Origin of the sequence: Paenarthrobacter nitroguajacolicus (genome assembly GCF_007786235.1) — a bacterium.
GTDB lineage: Bacteria > Actinomycetota > Actinomycetes > Actinomycetales > Micrococcaceae > Arthrobacter > Arthrobacter nitroguajacolicus_A.
In genome coordinates this window covers 198,031-215,711 of sequence record NZ_VNFK01000005.1, presented here as the reverse complement: position 1 = coordinate 215,711, position 17,681 = coordinate 198,031, and the positions used below count along the sequence as shown (strand labels likewise).

The window sequence follows — 17,681 nt, the reverse complement described above, 5'->3', positions numbered from 1 at the left end:
TAGCAATGGTCATCAACGCAGCAAACCGCGGCTTTGACTGGATCTGGATTGCCCTGCTCGTCTGTTGGCAGGCGTCCATCGTTTGGGGCTTCGTCAAGCTCAGCCGGGCCAGGGCAACCTAGCCCCAGGCCGCCGGAACACGACCAGGCCGCCGGAACACGACCAGATCGCCGGATTGCTACGGCGATCCCGCAGCGCTCCGGCGATCTCGGCGATAGGTTTAAGCGTCCACGAATTCCTCGGACTCTTCGAACTCCACGGCAGCGATGATTTCCTTCGTCTCCGGGTGGATCATGAAGGCTTCGTCGTCGTCTTCCACCATGATGTAGTCGCCGTGGTCGGTGGAGAAGTGCCAGGCGAGGGTCTTGACGCCGTCGTGTTCGTAGTTGGGGTCCCCCATGGTGATCTTCTCCAGGGCGTAACCGGCGACGTCGCACAGTTCGCGGATGATGACCTCGAACTCGGGGGCGTTGGCCAGCGCTTCTTCGTCGGCCTCTGCCTGGCGCTCGGCGAGGTCCGGGATCAGGGCCACGCGCTCGGCGATGTGCGCTTCGATCTCCTCGTCCGAGAGAACCAGCAGCTCGGACTGATCGCGAAGGTATGCGGCGTTGAGGTCGATGATGTCCTCCTCTTCCAGCAAGGCTTCGAACTCCCCATCCAGCTCGTCCAAAAGAACAACAGCGGGAAGGGGAGTCTCTGACTCGTCCAGTTCGCCGTCGAGGTAAGCCTCCGCCTCGTCCTCGGCCAGGGCATCGAAGGCAGCTGCCGTGCGGTTGAAGAGGTCCAGGTGCCGTTCGGCGCCCATGCCTTCGAGGCCGGCGCGGACGTAGGCGTCAACTTCTTCACGCTCCGGTGCAGTGAAGACGTACTGGGCGAAACCGCCGGCCAAGGCCTGGGTGAGGTAGAAGTCCACAAAGAAGCTGTTGAGCGCAGCGCCTGCGATTTCGTCGCTGTTGAGGAGCTCCTGGTACATCTGGTTCACGACGTTGACGTTGGAATCCACAACATCCGCATTGCCGGCTTCGAAGCTGGTCTTGTTCAGGACGACGGGGTACTCGTTGGTAGTCATGGGAAATCCTCACTGCTGAAAGCTGATGGTGCTCCGGACACTTTCAACGTACGCGTGGGAGCGGCGCGGCAATCGAGGTAGAGGTTAACGGAGGGCGAAGTTTGGGAGCCGTTTTCTGCTGACTAAGATTGAGCAGATAACCTCCTGCCGAAAGTAGCCCGACGCATGCCGTCCCACACAGACGAAACCTGGGAACTGGCCATTCAGACTCCTGCCATTAACGACCGCTCCCTGGCGGCCGGATTGGCCTATGCCATGGGCAGCCGCGTGAGCGGGATTTCCTTCGATTCGGCCACCGGCCTCCTGATGGGCAAGGTCCGCGGAACCGGTGCGCAGCCGTATTCGACGTCGGCAAAACTGGTCCGCAAGTCCAGCGGCTGGAGCTGCACAGTGGGTATCTGCAGTTGCCCGGTCCGCAAGGACTGCAAGCATGTGGCCGCGCTGCTCTTCACCGCCGAAGACCACCCCACTATCCGTGCCCAGCTCTTGTCGCAAGCGCCTGGAATCCAGACGTCCCGCCTTGGTTCCACCGAACAAGGCGGATCGGCACGGCCTGCTTGGGAACAAGCCCTCAACAGGCTGATCGCAAAGCCCGGCACCGCGCCGACCACTGCGGGCATCCCGCTCGCGCTTCAATTCGAGGTGGAAGAGCCCGCTGCGCACTTCTCCTACACAGGCCGCCGCGACCCCATGCGGAGCGTCCGCCAACTCAAGGCCCGACCCGTCATGATGGGCGCCAAGGGCAAGTGGATCCGCGGCGACGTCTCATGGAACAACCTCAGCTACGTCAGCTTCCGGCGCGAATTCAACGAAGTTCACGTCGAATGGCTTCAGACGTTCCTCGCGGCCCACGGTTCCAGCAACGGACGCCAGCAACCCTCGGGGGCAATGTGGCTGAGCCTCAACGACTTCGCGGCCAAGAACCTGTGGACCCTCCTTTCCGACGCCGCCAAGGCCGGCATCCCACTCATCCACTCGGCTGGTAGCGAGCCGGTCCGCGTCGAGACCCAACCCGCCGTCGTCGGACTGAGTTTGGCGCGCCTGGACGCGAACGGAACCGAAGACACAACGTCCGACGCCGGCCTGCAGCTTGCTCCGTCCGTCACCGTGGGCGGGGAGCCGGTTGATGCTGCGGCGGTGGGCTTCCTGGGCAAGCCGGCCAACGGGATCTTCTTCACGCATTCCGGGGAAACCCTGCCGGGCGTGCCGCAGCAGAAGAACCTCATTACCCTGGCACCGATCGAGGGCGGTATCAGCGATGAGCTGCTGGAGTTCGTCATGGACGGCCAAACACTGCAGATTCCGGCCGAGGACGAGAGCCGCTTCCTGACATCGTTCTACCCCAAACTGCGGCAGTCCACGCCAGTGCAGGCCGCGGATAAGTCCGTGGAGCTGCCCACGTTGGCTGTCCCCACGTTGTCCCTGCTGGCCAATTACGGCAACGACCACAAGGTTCGGCTGCACTGGGAGTGGCATTACAAGTCCGGCACACTGGTCACAGCGCAACCGCTCTGGCGGCACCCGGACGACCGCGGCTACCGCGACGATCCCGAGGAAGCCCGCATCCTGGAGTCGCTCGGACGGCCATGGGATGTTGTTGCAGCGCTGGCCGAATCGGCTACAGGCGGCTGGGGCGCCCCACGGCTGGCTGCCTCGGTGGAACTCGGCGGCCTGGATACTCTGGCCTTCACAGAAGAGGTGCTGCCCGCGCTCAAGGACCTGCCCGACGTCGTGGTGGAAACGTCCGGCGACATCGCCGACTACCGCGAGGCCGCCGAAGCACCCGTGGTGTCCATCTCCACCAAGGAAACGGCCAGCGGCGACTGGTTCGACCTCGGCATCGTCATCACGCTTGAGGGTGAACCGGTCTCCTTCGCAGCCGTGTTCTCTGCCCTGGCCGCCGGGATGAGCCGCATGCTCCTGCCCAGCGGCGCGTACTTCTCGCTGGACCTGCCGGAGCTGCACCAACTGCGCGCGCTGATCGACGAAGCCCGGTCCCTCCAGGACAACCCGGACAACAAGGACGGCACTCTGCAGATCAGCCGCTTCCAGGCCGGGCTCTGGGACGAGTTGGCGCAGCTGGGGATCGTGGACGAACAGGCCGCCGCGTGGCGCGAAGCTGTGGGCGGACTGCTCGACGACGGCGTGACCGGGCTGCCGCTTCCGGCCGGCCTTAACGCTGAGCTGCGTCCGTATCAGTTGGAGGGGTTCAACTGGCTGAGCTTCCTGTATAAGCACAGCCTTGGCGGCGTGCTTGCTGACGATATGGGCCTGGGTAAGACCGTGCAGGCCATTGCCCTGATTTGTGCCGCGAAGGACTTGGCCGCTGAGACTGCTGCCGCCGCACAGGGCGCCTCGGCAGGGGTGGCGCCGCGCGCTCCCTTCCTGGTGGTGGCGCCAACCAGCGTGGTGAGCAACTGGGCTGCGGAAGCGCAGCGCTTCGCCCCTGGGCTTGTGGTCCGGACCGTCGGTGAAACCTTCGCCAAGAGCGGGCTGTCCCCCGTCGACGCGTTGGCTGGTGCCGACGTCGTTATCACTTCCTACGCCCTGTTCCGCATTGACTACGATGCCTACGCGTCCTTCCAGTGGGCCGGGCTGATGCTGGACGAGGCCCAGTTCGTGAAGAACCACCAGTCCAAGGCCTACCAGTGTGCGCGGAAGCTCCCTGCCCGGTTCAAGCTGGCCATCACGGGAACGCCCCTGGAAAACAACCTCATGGAGTTCTGGGCGCTGACGTCCATTGTGGCGCCTGGACTGTTCCCCAGCCCCAAACGGTTCGCCGAGAACTACCAAAAGCCGGTGGAAAAGAACGGTGACTCCGCGCAGCTGGGTAAGCTCCGCCGTCGTGTCCGTCCGCTCATGATGCGTCGCACCAAAGAGCAGGTTATTAAGGACCTGCCGCCCAAGCAGGAACAGATCCTGGAAGTGGTGCTGAACCCGCGGCACCAGAAGGTCTACCAAACGCACTTGCAGCGTGAGCGCCAGAAGATCCTCGGGCTGATCGACGACGTCAACAAGAACCGTTTCACGATCTTCCAGTCGTTGACGTTGCTCCGGCAGTTGAGCCTGGATGCTTCGTTGGTGGACTCTTCGTTGTCCGGCGTGCGGTCATCCAAGCTCGACGTGTTATTCGAGCAATTGGAGGACCTGGTGTCCGAGGGCCACCGCGCCCTGATCTTCAGCCAGTTCACCGGCTTCCTGGGCAAGGTCCGGGAGCGGTTGGATGCTGAGGGCGTGGAGTACTGCTACCTCGATGGCAGCACCCGGAACCGCGGCGACGTGGTGAGCGAGTTCAAGAACGGTTCAGCACCGGTGTTCCTCATCTCCCTGAAGGCCGGCGGCTTTGGGCTCAACCTGACAGAGGCCGACTACGTGTTCCTGCTGGATCCGTGGTGGAACCCGGCGTCCGAGGCGCAGGCCGTTGACCGTACGCACCGCATTGGGCAGGCCCGGAACGTGATGGTCTACCGATTGGTGGCAAAGGACACCATCGAAGAGAAGGTCATGGCGCTGAAGGCCAAGAAGTCGCAGCTATTCGCGGATGTGATGGAGGGCGACGCGTTGGCTGGTGGTTCGTTGACTGCGGAGGATTTGGCGGCGCTGTTCTCCGAGTAACACACCTGGCGGAGCAGGACGCCCAACTAGCTCGCATTAGTGGTTGTTCTCAGCGCTGGGAACAACCACTACTGCCAGTCAGTTGGGGCGATTAGTCGTCCAGCCGCACTCCACGCAGCAGGAGCATGGTTCCGCCCACAGCAACCGCGGATGCCAGGAACACCCCCGCCGCGCCTAGCCCCACGGCCACCACGCCGATGGCACTGGGCAGCACCACCTGGCCCACCCTGTTTCCGGCCAGACGCAGGGCCAGGGCGCGACCACGTTGTCCTTCAGGCGCTTGGGCTGAGAGCCAGGACATGGTCAGTGGTTGGCCGATTCCGAGCCCTAAGCCGAGGAAGGCCATCACAACGAACAGCAACCATTCCGGCATCGGAACTGCGGCCACAGCCAAGGCAACTGTGGAGATGGCCAGGCTTAGGATCAGCAGTTTCATGCGCCCGAGCCTGCGGGACACGCTGCCGAGCCCCAGCCGGGAAATCATGGAGAAGACCGCACGGACTGTCAGCAAGAGACCCACGGTTGCCGCGGTAAGTCCGCGTTCGGCGCCGAGTGCCGGCAAGTAGACCACGGTCAGGTCAACCACCGCGAGAACGGTAGCGCTCGTAGCCAATGCGCGGACGACGCCGGGCGTCCTCAGCAGCGACATTGCGCCACCCTTGGGGCTGGCGTTGGCCTTGCTTCTCCGGCCGCTCACCCGACCGGAGATCACAAACGTCGCCAGGAAAAGCACCAAGCTCATTGCTGTCGCGAGCAGGAAGATCGCTTGGGTATTCGGGCGTACAGCAGCACCACCCACCAAGGAAATCGCCAACGGACCGAGCGCTTGCCCCAGCGACGCAGCGAACGTCAGGTACCCGAAAGCCGAGTCCAGACGCGATGACGCAGCGTTGTTCGCCACCACAGCCTGCTGCCCCACCACGCACGCCAGCTGCCCTGCGCCTAGGAGCGCTGTACCGGCCACCAAGGCGGGGACTGACGTTCCCCAGAACAACAGAAACGCAGAACAACCCAGCACGACGGCGGCCCCGATGGCCATGAGCCGACGCTCACCGAGGCGGTCCACCAGTCCGCCGATGGGCAGCGCGAGCAACAGCGGGAACACGGCGTAGCTCGCTGCCAGCAGACCAAGGGCGAATCCCGGGACGTCCAGTTCCAGCGCGCGGTATGTGGTGGCGGGCCGGACCAGGAACGTCACAGCTTGGATGAGCGCCGAGTGGACCAGGAGTGCGGTGGACGAGCGCCGTCCGAGTTCGCCGATCATCCGATGACGAGGCCGGTGCCTGAGATGACTCGCAGGGTCTCATCCCGCGCACCGATGACGTGGTCAAAGGCAATCTTTGCTGCCTTTTCCGAATCCTTGGAAGCGATGGCCTCAACCAGGAGCCGGTGATTGGCGAGTGCTTCGTCGCGGCGTTCGGGAGCGTTATTGGTGAAGTATCGGTAGCGTTCCACCTGACTGGCGATCTGCTCATGGAAGCGGCGGGCCCAAGAGTTTCCGGCGATTCTGGCGATCGCGGCGTGCAGGGCAACCCCGTACTTCATGGCTTCGTCGGCAAACTCCACCATCGCTGCGTTGCGGGCCACAATGCCGTTCAGTTCGTCGAGATCTGCCGCGGTGGCATTGGCGCACGCTTCACGAGCCATCAGGGATTCCAGGGCGGCCCGGACGTCGTACAGCTCTGAAATCACCTTCTCATCCAGCGCCGGCACCAGCACTCCCCCGGTGGGTTGCTGTTCGAGCAGGCTCTCCGAAACCAAGCGACGGATGGCCTCACGGAGTGGAGTGCGGCTGACCTTCAGTGCAGTCGCCATGGCGGGTTCGTAGATACGCTCACCCGGCTTGAGTTCGAGGCTGAGGATCCGGCGTTTCAACTCGCCATAGACCAAGTGAGCCCCGGTGTTGCGTGATTGAGGATCTGCCACGTGATGCCGCCCTGCCGAGAAAAGGTGTACTTGTATACATCTATACACGGTTACGGAAGTGGCGGGCAACCTTGTTACGGCAGCGACCACTTACGACCAAGCCCGTTCGACCCTGTTCGAGTGCCTTGTGACACCCTGACCCGCCTCATAGTCTCGGCTTGCTCGGGCCTTCCCGCGAAGACCGTGCACCATCACACCGAACCCCGACGATGAGGTCCACCCATGGCGTTTACCGCGCGAAGAATCCGGAAGCCAGTGGCCGTGCTGGCAGCAGCTGTCACAGCCGCAGCCGGCCTGGCACTCATGCCCGCAACAACCCCACCAGCACACGCCGCTGACGCAACTGCCGTCACCATCACCCCGAACCCCGCCAGCCGTGGTGAAGCGTTCGAAGGCTGGGGCACCAGTTTGGTGTGGTTCGCGAATGCTACGGCGGGATACTCCCCCGAGCTGCGTGAGGAGCTGTACCAGAAGGTCTTCGGCGAGGATGGGCTCAACCTCAACATCGCCCGCTACAACGTGGGCGGAGGCAACGCGTCAGATGTTGCTGACTACCTCAACGACGGCAGCGCCGTGGAGGGATGGTGGAAACCTGTCACCGAGGCGCGACCCGGCCAACCGGCGTCGAACCTCTACAACCCTGACGGAACCGTCGACAAAACGCAGGCCAACAAGCTCGCGTTCTTGAACGCCTGGAACCCTGACGATCCCGCGTCCTACAACCCCGACGCCGACCAGAACCAGCGCTGGTGGGTGGAGCGCCTCGCTGCCGACCAGCAGATCACCCACTGGGAAGCTTTCAGCAACTCCCCGCCCTGGTTCATGACCAAGAGCGGCTATGTTTCCGGCCAAGTGAACACCGCCAAGGGCGAAAACCTCCTGCCCGAAGCGGAGGCGAAGTTCGCCGCGTACATGAGGAACGCCGTAGAGCTTCTCGAAAAGGGCAGCGGTATCACGGTGGACACGGTCGATCCGTTCAACGAACCCAACTCCGGCTACTGGGGCACGGACATCAACACCGCCACCGGCAAGCCACCCACCACGTACACACAGAAGCAGGAGGGCGCACTGATCTACCCGGCAGCCCAGGACCGGGTGACCAAGCTGTTGGCTGCGGAACTCGCCAAAGGCACCACGGACGCCGTGATCTCCGCGATGGACGAGACCGATCCCACCAAGTTCATGACCAACTGGAACGGCTACAGCCAGGCAGCCAAGGACGCCGTTGCGCAGCTCAACGTCCACACGTACGGCACGAATGATCGACGCCGGGTCCGCGACCTGGCCAGCTCCACGGACAAGCCGCTATGGATGAGCGAAGTGGGCGGATTCTGGCCCGGCAACCCGGTGCTCGGTGATTCCACCAGTGGCTGGGACCGCTCCAACATCACCAACGGCCTGGGCATCGCCAGCCGCATGGTCAACGATCTCCGCGAACTCGACCCCAACGCCTGGGTGTTTTGGCAGCCCGTGGAGGACACCTACAAGCAGGAGAAGGCCGACAAGGGTTGGGGTTCCATCTACGTTGACTTCGATTGCAACTACGAAGGTCGTGAGGGCTTCTCCAACCGTCGAATCAACGATGGCGCAACCCAGGATCAGGCCAAATGCAAGGTCCTGACCAACCAGAAGTACAACACCACCCGGAACTTCACGCACTACATCCGTCCGGGCGACTTCCTCATCCAGAACGACAACGCCAAGACCGCCAGCGCCCTCCGAGCCGACGGCAACGGGGCCACGCTGGTCCACTTCAATGACACCCCGACGGCGGAAAAGGTCACCATCGACCTCAGCCGCTTCGGCAAGATTGCCCCCGGCGCCAAGGTCACGCCTGTGGTCACCACCAAATCGCCGCTGGAGGACATCGAGAAGAATGCCCTCGTCAAAGGTGCGCCGGTCGCCGTCGACACTGCGGCCAAGTCCGCGACCCTCGACGTTCCTGCCGCATCAGTGGTGACGTTCGTCGTCGACGGCGTCAGCGGAGTTTCGGACGATGCCGCACCGGTGGAGGACGGTCACAGCTATCACCTGACAGGTGAAGCCAGCGGCAAGTACCTGACTGCCGGGATGAATGGTGCAGCGACAATCGAAGAACTGGGCACGGACGCGGCAGGTGTCGCTCCACAGATGTGGACGTTCACTGCGGTGAACGGCAAGGACGAATTCGCGAACGATCTCCGCTGGGTCCTGAGCAACAAGGACGGCAAAGTGCTCACTGGCAACGGCGGTGTGCTCAACGGGAGCCAGTCGGGCGCGGCATCTTTGACATCCATGACCTTGGATCAGGCCAAGACCACTCCCTCTGCACAGTGGATAGTGACCACCGAGAACGGCAGGCAGTGGACCCTGGTAAACGCCGCCGCGGCCATTGCCCTGCAGGTTTCGGGCAACCAGACCGCGACTGGAACGTCCGTGGCTTTGGCATCTTCCACCGGAACCACGGCCACGGCATCGGCCAACCCGCACCAGGCGTGGGCTTTCACAGACATCGCAGACCTGAAGCTCCTGGGAGTCTCTCCCGTTGAACTGAGCACCCCCGTAGGTACGGCACCGGCCCTGCCCGCGACTGTCACCCCCGTCTACGAGGCCGGTCCGGGCAAACCACTGGCTGTTACGTGGACTCCCGTCGATCCTGCCTCCTGGCAAAAGGCCGGCAAAGTAACCGTGTACGGTTCCGGCGCTGACCCCTACGGCCAAACATTCGAAGCCGTTTTGACAGTCACCGTTGGCTCCTACATCGCCACAGACCCGGCTTCAGTGACCGTTGGCGTTGGATCGTCGGTGGCTTCCGCACAAGCTGCGGCTCCGGGTACCGTTCCCGGCCAGATAGCGGACGGCCCAGCCCGGAACCCGCTCGCGGTGACCTGGGACTGGTCCTCAGTCTCGGATGCCTCACTGCAAACTCCGGGCACCGTTACGGTGCAGGGAACCGCCAACGGACTCCCGGCAACACTGACCGTCATTGTGGTTGACCGCGTTCCCGTAGCCAACATCTGCAAGGACGATCCCACCACCACGGCCACCGCCAGCTACACCGAAGGCTCCTACATCGCAAAGAACACCTGCGACGCCAACACCTCCACGCGCTGGTCCAACTGGGTGAGTGGAGGCCGTGCCGGCGACAGTCTGAGCTACGCCTTCGGCCGCGACTACACCGTGGATTCGGTGACGGTGACATCCGCTGAGAAGGCTGCCCAGAGCCTCAAGGTCCAGTACCAGGATGCCGCCGGCGCGTGGAAGGACACCGCTGCGGGAACCGTCACGGGACTTTCGACGGCGACACCGGTCACCGTGCGCTTCGACCCCGTCACGACCCGTGGCATCAGGGTTTCGTTTGTGACCACGGCTTCGTACACCAAGATCGCGGAGGTGGCCATTGCCGGGTCACGTTTGGCTGATGCCGGCCTTGCCGACCTCGGCACGCTCCTCGTGAACCAGGCCTCCGTGGTGGGGTTCGCCCCGGCCACCACCGACTACCGGGTGTTGTCAACGTCAGCGAGTCCCGCCGTCGTCGGCTACCCGCTGGACGCGAACGCCAAGGTGGCGGTTCAACAGCCAACGGCAGAAAACCCGACGGCGGTAGTCACCGTGACCGCACCGGACGGCACCACCAAGGAGTACCGCGTTGCGGTGTCCACGGGGAAGGACGCGTGCAAGAACGACGGCTGGAAGACCAGCCCGCAGCCCGTGTTCAAGAACCAGGGACAGTGCGTGAGCTACTTCGCTGCAGGGAAGTAGAGGTTTTGTGAGCTAGTGAGGCCCCTTGGGATTCGTCCCGAGGGGCCTCACGCCAGCTTGGCCTGCGCATGGAAGCAAGACCATGCCATGGAAATCCTCGGGTCGGTCCCCACGGGAAGGCCGCTTGTTCACCGAAATCGTCTCAACCGGCGGCTGGCCGGTAAAGTCGCTTGAGCTTCTCAGCTCCGCACCCAGCGGTACGGGGCGGTGGTCGAAACCTTGAGTAATCCCGACCGCTCCAGGATTGGGCGGGAGAACTCGGTGGAGTCACTGTGGATGAGGGTCTTCCCCAACTCAAGCGCGACGTGCGCGCGACGTGCCGTCAACGCCCGGTAAATCCCCCGGCCGCGCCACTCTTCTCTTGTGGCACCGCCCCAGATGCCGGCAAAAATCGTGCCGGGAACTGGTTCCAAGCGTCCCGCGCTGACAATCCGGCCTTCCGCTTCGGCCACCCAGAGTTGCATCCCGTCACCCAGCGACAGCCGACGCAGCAGGGCATCAGCCATCTCATCTGAGACCGGCTCGCCAAAGACCTCGTCCTGCATCGCGCTCATCGCCCGCACATCGGTTTCCTCCTCCACCTGCCGCAGCGTCACGCCGTCGGGAAGCGGAACCGGAGTGCTCAAAGCCTTTGCTTCACCAATCATGATCGACTCGGGGTGATCCTTGGTGAAGCCGTTTTCGATGAGGGCCCCATGCAACCCCGGGGCGTGGTCATGGCCACGGGATTTCCATTCGACCCTGGTGATGTTGGGTTCTGCGCGGAAGTAGGCGACTGCCTCGGCAACAAGCCGGCGGATGCCCTCTGCGTCCGCATCACCGAGATTCTGGTAGGTGACGAAGCCCCGCCCCTCCATGAAGGTCACCAAGCGCAGGGGTCCGAGCCTGGTCACTTTGAGTGCGCTTGGGGTCTCGGCATCGGTGCGGAGGTTCTCGTCGTAGGCAGCGAGGAAGCGTGCTCGTTCGGTTTGGCTCATCCCGCGAGCCTACTTCAACCCCGGAGTCACCCGATTCGATGGCTTGCTGCGCAATGTGCCGTGCGCACGGCTCGTTCCGCAGCAAGACCCCGATCCGGACAGCACACCCAGCCTGGTACTGCCGTCCAACCCTCAGCTATCCGTGGAAACGAGCGAGCTGCTCCAGTGATATTGACGTGCCGTCGGGGAACTCGAAGTGGTCATCGGCATACGTGACACCTGCGTCCGTCGAAGCACCTCCGTCACCGGCGAGGACCACGACGGCGGCGTAGTCGCCGTCGTGCGCGGTTCCCGAGGTTCCCACCCATGGAATGGTGAGCTCCGAACCCACGGGGTGGGCACCGGAGCGGACGAACGTCCCGGAAGTGTCCAAGGGCCGGCCGAACCCAGGAACAGCCCGGACCGAGCTGACAACGGACGAGGAAGCATCCACCGGCCAACCACCAATCCGGAGTGGAGCGGCCGGGCCTTCAGACCGGACCCGGACCAATCGCAGCTCAATGGCACCGCGCGTTATCGACACCACTGTCACAGAGGGACCAGGTGTCGCGGTGCCGGACACGCCGCTGCCGTGGTCGGGACCGGCGTCGGGGTCGGGCTCGATCCAGTGTGCAGTGAAGCGGGAAGCGCCCACCTGCACACCGTCCTCGGAGAAGGAACCGAGGTATTCAAAACCCGTCCGATGCGTCAACCGGCCGGAGGGATCAACGAAGACCACCGCGTTGTCCCGAGACTCCGGTGAGAGGTCGGGGAATGTGTGGGTTGAGTACCCGATCCGTGCGTACAACGGCGAGTCCGCCACCAAGGCCCCAACCACAGCGTGGTCCGTGGCATGGTTCCGGATCCTGACAACCCCGTCAGCGACCGTGCCGTCAATCTGCCACCCCGGAGCCGCAATCAGCCGCTGCGTGTCCGCGACTTCAACAGGCAATGGAGCTTCCACAGCGGTCCACGCCGGGTGATCCGCCGGCAGTGCCAAGCCCAGCATGCCCTTCGCCGCCCAGTACGGGGAACCGGCACCGGAATAGGCCTGCTTCATCCCAGCGAACTCTCCGTGCCAGCCGATGGACAGCAACCCATCGTCAGTGATGGAGCCGTGGCGGGCAAAGTAGCCAAGCATCCCGGAAGCAGCACGCCGACTCAGGCCCGGCGACAAAGGAGAATGCCCGGACAGTTCCCCCACCCAGAACGGTGCTGCGGCCGCAAACCTGTAGATCAGGCTGCGCCCTTGAATGAGCGGTGCACCATTCGCACCCACAAGATGCGATGCGTCGTCCAGATACTCAGCCAGCCGGTCGCCGTCGAGCTTCTTGCGTGCCGCTACACGCGGATCGTTCGGCGCCATCAGCGCCCACAGCTGCGGGTAGACCTGGAAGGCCCAGCCGACGTAATGGTCGTACGCGCGTTCGGGACCGTCCGCAAACCAGCCACCGCCCCGGTACAAGGCATCGTGGACGGCAAGCCCGGCGTCGATATCCTCGCCCGAAGACCGACCCCCAACGGATGCCAGGAACGTCTCCACCACAATCTGGAACCACACCCAATTGATGGGCGGGTACTCCTCGCCGATCACGGTCTCGAACCACGCGATAAGCTGCTCCTGCACACGCCCGGGCAGCTTTTCCCACAGCACGTCGCGGGTCAGTGCCAGCCCGACAGCCAACGACGCCGCTTCCACCTTCGCCTGCCCCAGCTCACCTGGCGTCGGCCACCGGTCCGGGTTCGCGGGGTTGGTTCCGGCGTCGAGTCCGTCGGCGTACCACTCAGCGATCCACCCCGTAGCTGAGGGATCCCCCGCGATCCGGAACGATGCCAACAGGAACGTGCGGGCGAAGGCCTCCAGCGAATCACTCCTGGGCCCGTAACGGCTGTTGGCGCCCGGCAAGTGGATGTTGGCGTGGTCCTCCGTGCCAAACCGGTGAGCGGAACGCAGCAGGTAATCGGCGTAGGCGCACCAGTGCTCGCGGGCCAGGCCTGTGTAGGGCGACAACGTGTAGTCCAGCGGCGGCAAAACGAGGGCCATCAGAGCGATTCCTCCAGGACGCTGTCGGTGGGCAAAACGGGTGCACCCAGCGAGGAGTCACGCACAATCAACTCAGGGTTCAGGTCAATGCGATGCACGGGACGCATCCTTCCTTCGGCCAGGCGGGCAGCCATGAGCTGAACCGCTACCTTGCCGACGTAGCTCTTGGGAGGCCGAACGGCGGAGATGGCAGGCTCGGCCAGGTAGGCGACTTCGTCGTCGTAGCCCACAATCGCCATGCTGCCGGGAACGTCCACGCCCTTGTCCACACAGTGCTGCACGAAGGCAACAGCCTGCGTATCGGAGTGCACCAACATGGCAGTGGTCCCCGATGTGCGGCAGAGCTCCAGGACATGGTCGAAGTGTTTGGCGCGGTCCCCGTTGTCCAGCTTGGCCGAGTCCTCGTGGATGGATGCGTCCAACGGAATCTTCAACGCAGCAAGCGCCTGCTTCCAACCGCGGACCACATGCGGGCTGGTGGGACTGGTGGAATCCGTGAGGCAGCCAATCATCCGGTGCCCCTCCTGCCAGAGATGCCGCACGGCCATGCCCGCGCCGAAAGAATGATCCGTTGCCACCCATTCAAGGCGGTGCGACGGGATCTCCAACGGTGCCCGACGTTCAGCCATAACCACTGGAATAGGCAGGGCATTGAGCCAGCGGAGCAGCTCCTTGCCGTGCGCGCCCCCCATATCCGGAGCCACGATGAGCCCATCAATGTTCTGGGTGTCCAGCAGCGCCTGGACTTGGCGGCGATTGTCGGCGGCGTCGTACGCGGAGCCACGGACCAGGATGCGGAGGTTCTGAACTTCCGCCTCACCCCGGGCTCCCGAAATCACTTGCGGCCAGTAGTAATCGAGCGAGGGAACCACCATGCCGATGGAGTAGCTGTGTGGTGACGGCCTCCCCACTGCCACGGAGCGGTCCAGCGGGCTGGGCAGCGTCGCCCCGCCGTGCACACGGGACACCAGGCCTTCGTCGGCGAGGGTATTCACATCGCGCCTGATAGTCAGCTCACTGACGCCCAGCTTCGCCGCAATGTCGCGCACGGTGATGGCGCCGTGTGCCCGCAACTCCTCCATGAGGCGCTCACGACGCTGCAGCGAAAACAACGACTTGCCACCCGTTTCCGGTGTCTGTTCGGAACTCATGGTGTTGCCTCCACTGTGAGGGTGAACGCGCCGGAGGCGCGGTTTTCTGCGGGCATACGGAATCGGAGCCGGGTGAGCTTGTCGCCCCAGATATCGCTGAGGAGCGGATCGTCGAGGTGCCATTCGTCCACCAGAACGACGGCGGTGGTCGGTTTCCAGCGCAGGCGCAGTCCCACAGGGCTGCTGACTGTCGGAATTCCGGCAGAGGTGATGGCCGCCGTCGCATCCTGCCCGACACTGACGGTGCCGGCAACCAGGTAGGTGATGTCGACGTCGGGCGTTCCCTCGGGCGGGGGCGCTGGAAGGTTCCAGCGGTCATCAATCACGACGCTGCCCGGTTCCCTGTTCAGCAGCGACGTGCGGATCCACTGCTCCGGGTGGCCCAGGCCGTAGGCGTCCCCGAGCCCCAATGCGAGGGTGGGTTCTTCGGGAGTGGGCTCTTGGAGAACAACCGCCGTGAACCCGGGACCGGTCCCCTGTTCCAGGCCGAACGGCGCAGGGACACTGTGCCAGGCGCTCTGCATGGCCCGGATTTGGTAGCGATCAGGTCCGAACGTTTGCGCCGTGTAGGTGGGCTGGCCGGCATCGACCAGCAGCGGTACCCCCTCCACGGCCACCACCACGGAGCCGACGTCCCGGTGGTTGTGGTGTTCGCCGTTGTGCCCGCCCTTGGCCGCCAGAGTGAGCCCGTTCGTGGAACCCGGGGTCTGACGCGCCACCATGATCTGGACCGACGGCAGGTAGGTCCCCCAACCAGGTCGCAGCTGAACGCGTTTTGAGGGCTCAGAACGCGCTGTGCTGCTACTTGCTTGGGTGAGGGAGGTGAGGACACGGCCCAGCCCGGAGCGGGAATCCGGATCGGGCTGGGCGTCCATGAAGGTTGCGGCATGCGCTGCTGCCTCGGAGTCTCCGAGCCGGACGGCCCAGCGGTGGAGCATGTTCCACGGGAGTCCCTCATGCGCTCGGGCAGGGCCATCGGCGACGTTGAGGAACCACCGGTGGCCGAGGTGCATGCGGTGCGGGAAGGCCACCATTGCGCGAATCACCGGCAGGTCGGCGTTCAGTTCACCGCCAGTGGCTTCCTCCAAGAGAGCAAGCCCTTCCAGCGCACGGCCAGCCCCGTTCCACCAGTAGGCGAACCCTTCGTCGATGGCGCCATCGGCCGGAATCGAGTCCAGGAACCGGTCCAGGCCCTCGATGCACCGGGCAATCGTCTGTGCCTGCACTTGTGGATCATCAACCAGCAACAGCGCGGCCACGATGATGTTCGAGTGGATCCACGGATTCCAGTTGTGGACGTCCCCGTTGAGGCCCAGCCAATGCCAGTCGAGTCGGTCCAGGAACGGCCGGATGACGCGTTGGTGGGCTTCCTCGCGGAGCCGTTTGCGGAGGCCGGGCGCCCTCTCCTCCAGGGCATCCCCCAGCAACAAATCCAACCAGGCAAGCTGCGCTGCGACTTCCCCGGCGCCAAGGTCCACATAGGGATGCGTACGGTCCGGAACCACGTGGGCGCTGCGGGTGAACACGTCGTCGTGAGCGGCCCAACTCCATGAGCTCTGCTCACACAGCAGGTAGGCGCCGTCGACCACTTCGTCGAGCCAGTCCTCTTGGTCACGTTCGGCCAGGGCAGCCATCACGACGGCGCGCGTCAGCCGCTGCTGCCGGCCCGCCACCAGTCCTTCGTACTCCGTGCGGTTGCCGTCGCGGAAGTAGCGCGCGTAGTGGGAGACCAGCGGTTGGGGCCACGGGCGCCCCTTCTCTTCTTCCGCTTGGGTGCGCAACGCGCACAGGGGGCGGGCGGCGGTGCGGCGCCAACCGGCGTCGGAGGCTGGACGAACGGTGAGGCGGTCCCGGGAGCCGCGGAGCGAATCCGTCAATGTGGACGCCTGGGCCTTGTCGCCCCAAGCGGTGGAGAGGGGCGGCGCTTCAACGGCGGCGGTGCCGGTAGCCATAGGGATTCTTCTCTCATTTGTTCGAGTTTGAACGTTTCAGATCAAGCTCGATTGAGTTGAATGAACTGTCTTGTTTATGAGTATGTACTGATTATTAGATGTGATGCAACACATAAATCACGGTCGAACAGGCCGACGAAAATCCGAAGGGAGGATCCCCTCAATGTCGCTCAAGCCCCAGGCACTGCTGGTCATGAATAGCGGAACCTTTGCTGACCAGTTCGATTCCACGCGACTGGAGCGGCTGGCTGGACTGGTCGACCTCGGCGACGAGCCGTGGACGGATTCCCTGGATGCCCCCGAGCTTGCCGACCGTTTGGAGGAGGTGGAAATCCTCCTCACCAGTTGGGGAGTTCCGCAGCTCAACGCCGAGCGTTTGGAGCGGATGCCCAAGCTTCGGGCAGTGTTCCACTGCGCAGGAACAGTGCGCAGCTTCGTCAGCGAAGAACTCTGGGATCGCGGCATTACCGTTACCAACGGCGCCGATGCCAACGCCATCCCGGTAGCGGAGTTCACCTTCGCGTCAATAGTCCTGGCAGGAAAGAAGGCCCACGTCCTGGCCAACGATTCCCGGACCTTCCGCGAAGACTGGAGTTACATCCGTGATCGCGGCGAGCTCGGCAACATCGGCCGCGTTGTGGGCGTGATCGGCTTCTCCCGCATCGGTCGTCGCGTGGTCCAACTGGTCCAGCAACTCCAGGACGTCACGTGCCTGGTCAGTGATCCATACGCTGATCCGCTGGAAGTGGCGGCTGCGGGCGGCACCTTGGTAACGCTCCCAGAGCTTTTGCCGGTCTCGGACGTCGTCACCATCCATGCCCCGGCCTTGCCTGAGACCCGCAACATGATCAGCACGGCTGAATTGAGCGCCATGAAGGACCACGCAACGCTCATCAACACCGCACGCGGTTCGCTGGTTGATACGGCAGCACTCGAGAAGGAATGCGCCACCGGCCGGATCACCGCCCTGCTGGACGTTACGGAACCCGAGCCGCTGCCGGCGGAATCCACCCTGTACGACCTTCCCAACGTGATCCTCACCCCGCACATCGCTGGCTCACTTGGGACCGAAACCCGCCGGATGTCCGATGCCGCATTGGACGACCTTGAACGGTACCTCGCCGGCAAGGACCTCCTGGCCCAGGTAGTCCACGCGGACCTTGGCCTCAGCGCCTAGGTCCACCACGTCACACGCCGCACCTGCGGCAAACTTGAAACCCAGTACTA

General features: G+C 63.9%; 10 protein-coding genes. 3 read left to right on the top strand and 7 right to left on the bottom strand.

Features of this window, described 5'->3' with window-relative positions; genetic code table 11:
* Positions 1 to 220 precede the first annotated feature (220 nt).
* Positions 221 to 1,069 carry a DMP19 family protein gene (locus FQP90_RS08545; RefSeq protein ID WP_144649302.1) on the bottom strand — a complete coding sequence of 283 codons (849 nt, stop codon included), beginning with the start codon at positions 1,067 to 1,069 and terminating at the stop codon, positions 221 to 223.
* Positions 1,070 to 1,234: 165 nt separating this feature from the next.
* Here FQP90_RS08545 and FQP90_RS08540 point away from each other — a divergent pair, with 165 nt between their 5' ends.
* Positions 1,235 to 4,684 (top strand): DEAD/DEAH box helicase, encoded by a 3,450-nt coding sequence (locus tag FQP90_RS08540; RefSeq protein ID WP_144649301.1) that lies wholly within the window; start codon positions 1,235 to 1,237, stop codon positions 4,682 to 4,684.
* 91 nt (positions 4,685 to 4,775) lie between these two features.
* On the opposite strand, the gene FQP90_RS08535 is transcribed toward FQP90_RS08540, so the two are convergent.
* Positions 4,776 to 5,948 carry an MFS transporter gene (locus tag FQP90_RS08535; protein WP_144649300.1) on the bottom strand — a complete coding sequence of 391 codons (1,173 nt, stop codon included), beginning with the start codon at positions 5,946 to 5,948 and terminating at the stop codon, positions 4,776 to 4,778.
* Positions 5,945 to 6,610: a GntR family transcriptional regulator gene (locus FQP90_RS08530; protein WP_144649299.1), complete on the bottom strand. Its 666-nt coding sequence runs from the start codon at positions 6,608 to 6,610 to the stop codon at positions 5,945 to 5,947. Before FQP90_RS08530 ends, FQP90_RS08535 begins: the two co-directional genes overlap by 4 nt.
* 222 nt (positions 6,611 to 6,832) lie before the next feature.
* On the opposite strand from FQP90_RS08530, the gene FQP90_RS08525 reads away from it, so the two are divergent.
* A complete protein-coding gene (locus FQP90_RS08525) occupies positions 6,833 to 10,351 on the top strand; it encodes an Ig-like domain-containing protein (protein ID WP_144649298.1) in 3,519 nt (1,172 codons plus the stop codon).
* A gap of 179 nt (positions 10,352 to 10,530) precedes the next feature.
* Here FQP90_RS08525 and FQP90_RS08520 read toward each other — a convergent pair whose 3' ends face one another.
* The 4 genes from FQP90_RS08520 to FQP90_RS08505 form a co-directional block, all read right to left on the bottom strand.
* On the bottom strand, positions 10,531 to 11,328 hold the full coding sequence (locus FQP90_RS08520; RefSeq protein ID WP_144649297.1) for a GNAT family N-acetyltransferase: 798 nt from the start codon (positions 11,326 to 11,328) through the stop codon (positions 10,531 to 10,533).
* 136 nt (positions 11,329 to 11,464) lie between these two features.
* Complete coding sequence (locus FQP90_RS08515) at positions 11,465 to 13,351, bottom strand: DUF2264 domain-containing protein (protein WP_144649296.1); 1,887 nt, start codon at positions 13,349 to 13,351, stop codon at positions 11,465 to 11,467.
* On the bottom strand, positions 13,351 to 14,502 hold the full coding sequence (locus FQP90_RS08510) for a LacI family DNA-binding transcriptional regulator (RefSeq protein ID WP_144649295.1): 1,152 nt from the start codon (positions 14,500 to 14,502) through the stop codon (positions 13,351 to 13,353). Before FQP90_RS08510 ends, FQP90_RS08515 begins: the two co-directional genes overlap by 1 nt.
* Complete coding sequence (locus tag FQP90_RS08505; protein WP_144649294.1) at positions 14,499 to 16,454, bottom strand: heparinase II/III family protein; 1,956 nt, start codon at positions 16,452 to 16,454, stop codon at positions 14,499 to 14,501. Before FQP90_RS08505 ends, FQP90_RS08510 begins: the two co-directional genes overlap by 4 nt.
* A 163-nt stretch (positions 16,455 to 16,617) precedes the next feature.
* Between FQP90_RS08505 and FQP90_RS08500 the strand changes: the two genes are divergently transcribed.
* Positions 16,618 to 17,631 (top strand): hydroxyacid dehydrogenase, encoded by a 1,014-nt coding sequence (locus FQP90_RS08500; protein ID WP_144649293.1) that lies wholly within the window; start codon positions 16,618 to 16,620, stop codon positions 17,629 to 17,631.
* Positions 17,632 to 17,681 lie beyond the last annotated feature (50 nt).

Bases quoted from the DNA above. Each gene is read 5' to 3' on its own strand.
- FQP90_RS08545 (WP_144649302.1), bottom strand. From the start codon at position 1,069: ATGACTACCAACGAGTACCCCGTCGTCCTGAACAAGACCAGCTTCGAA.
- FQP90_RS08525 (WP_144649298.1), top strand. From the start codon at position 6,833: ATGGCGTTTACCGCGCGAAGAATCCGGAAGCCAGTGGCCGTGCTGGCA.
- FQP90_RS08500 (WP_144649293.1), top strand. From the start codon at position 16,618: ATGTCGCTCAAGCCCCAGGCACTGCTGGTCATGAATAGCGGAACCTTT.
- FQP90_RS08510 (WP_144649295.1), bottom strand. From the start codon at position 14,502: ATGAGTTCCGAACAGACACCGGAAACGGGTGGCAAGTCGTTGTTTTCG.
- FQP90_RS08520 (WP_144649297.1), bottom strand. From the start codon at position 11,328: ATGAGCCAAACCGAACGAGCACGCTTCCTCGCTGCCTACGACGAGAAC.
- FQP90_RS08535 (WP_144649300.1), bottom strand. From the start codon at position 5,948: ATGATCGGCGAACTCGGACGGCGCTCGTCCACCGCACTCCTGGTCCAC.
- FQP90_RS08540 (WP_144649301.1), top strand. From the start codon at position 1,235: ATGCCGTCCCACACAGACGAAACCTGGGAACTGGCCATTCAGACTCCT.
- FQP90_RS08505 (WP_144649294.1), bottom strand. From the start codon at position 16,454: ATGGCTACCGGCACCGCCGCCGTTGAAGCGCCGCCCCTCTCCACCGCT.
- FQP90_RS08515 (WP_144649296.1), bottom strand. From the start codon at position 13,351: ATGGCCCTCGTTTTGCCGCCGCTGGACTACACGTTGTCGCCCTACACA.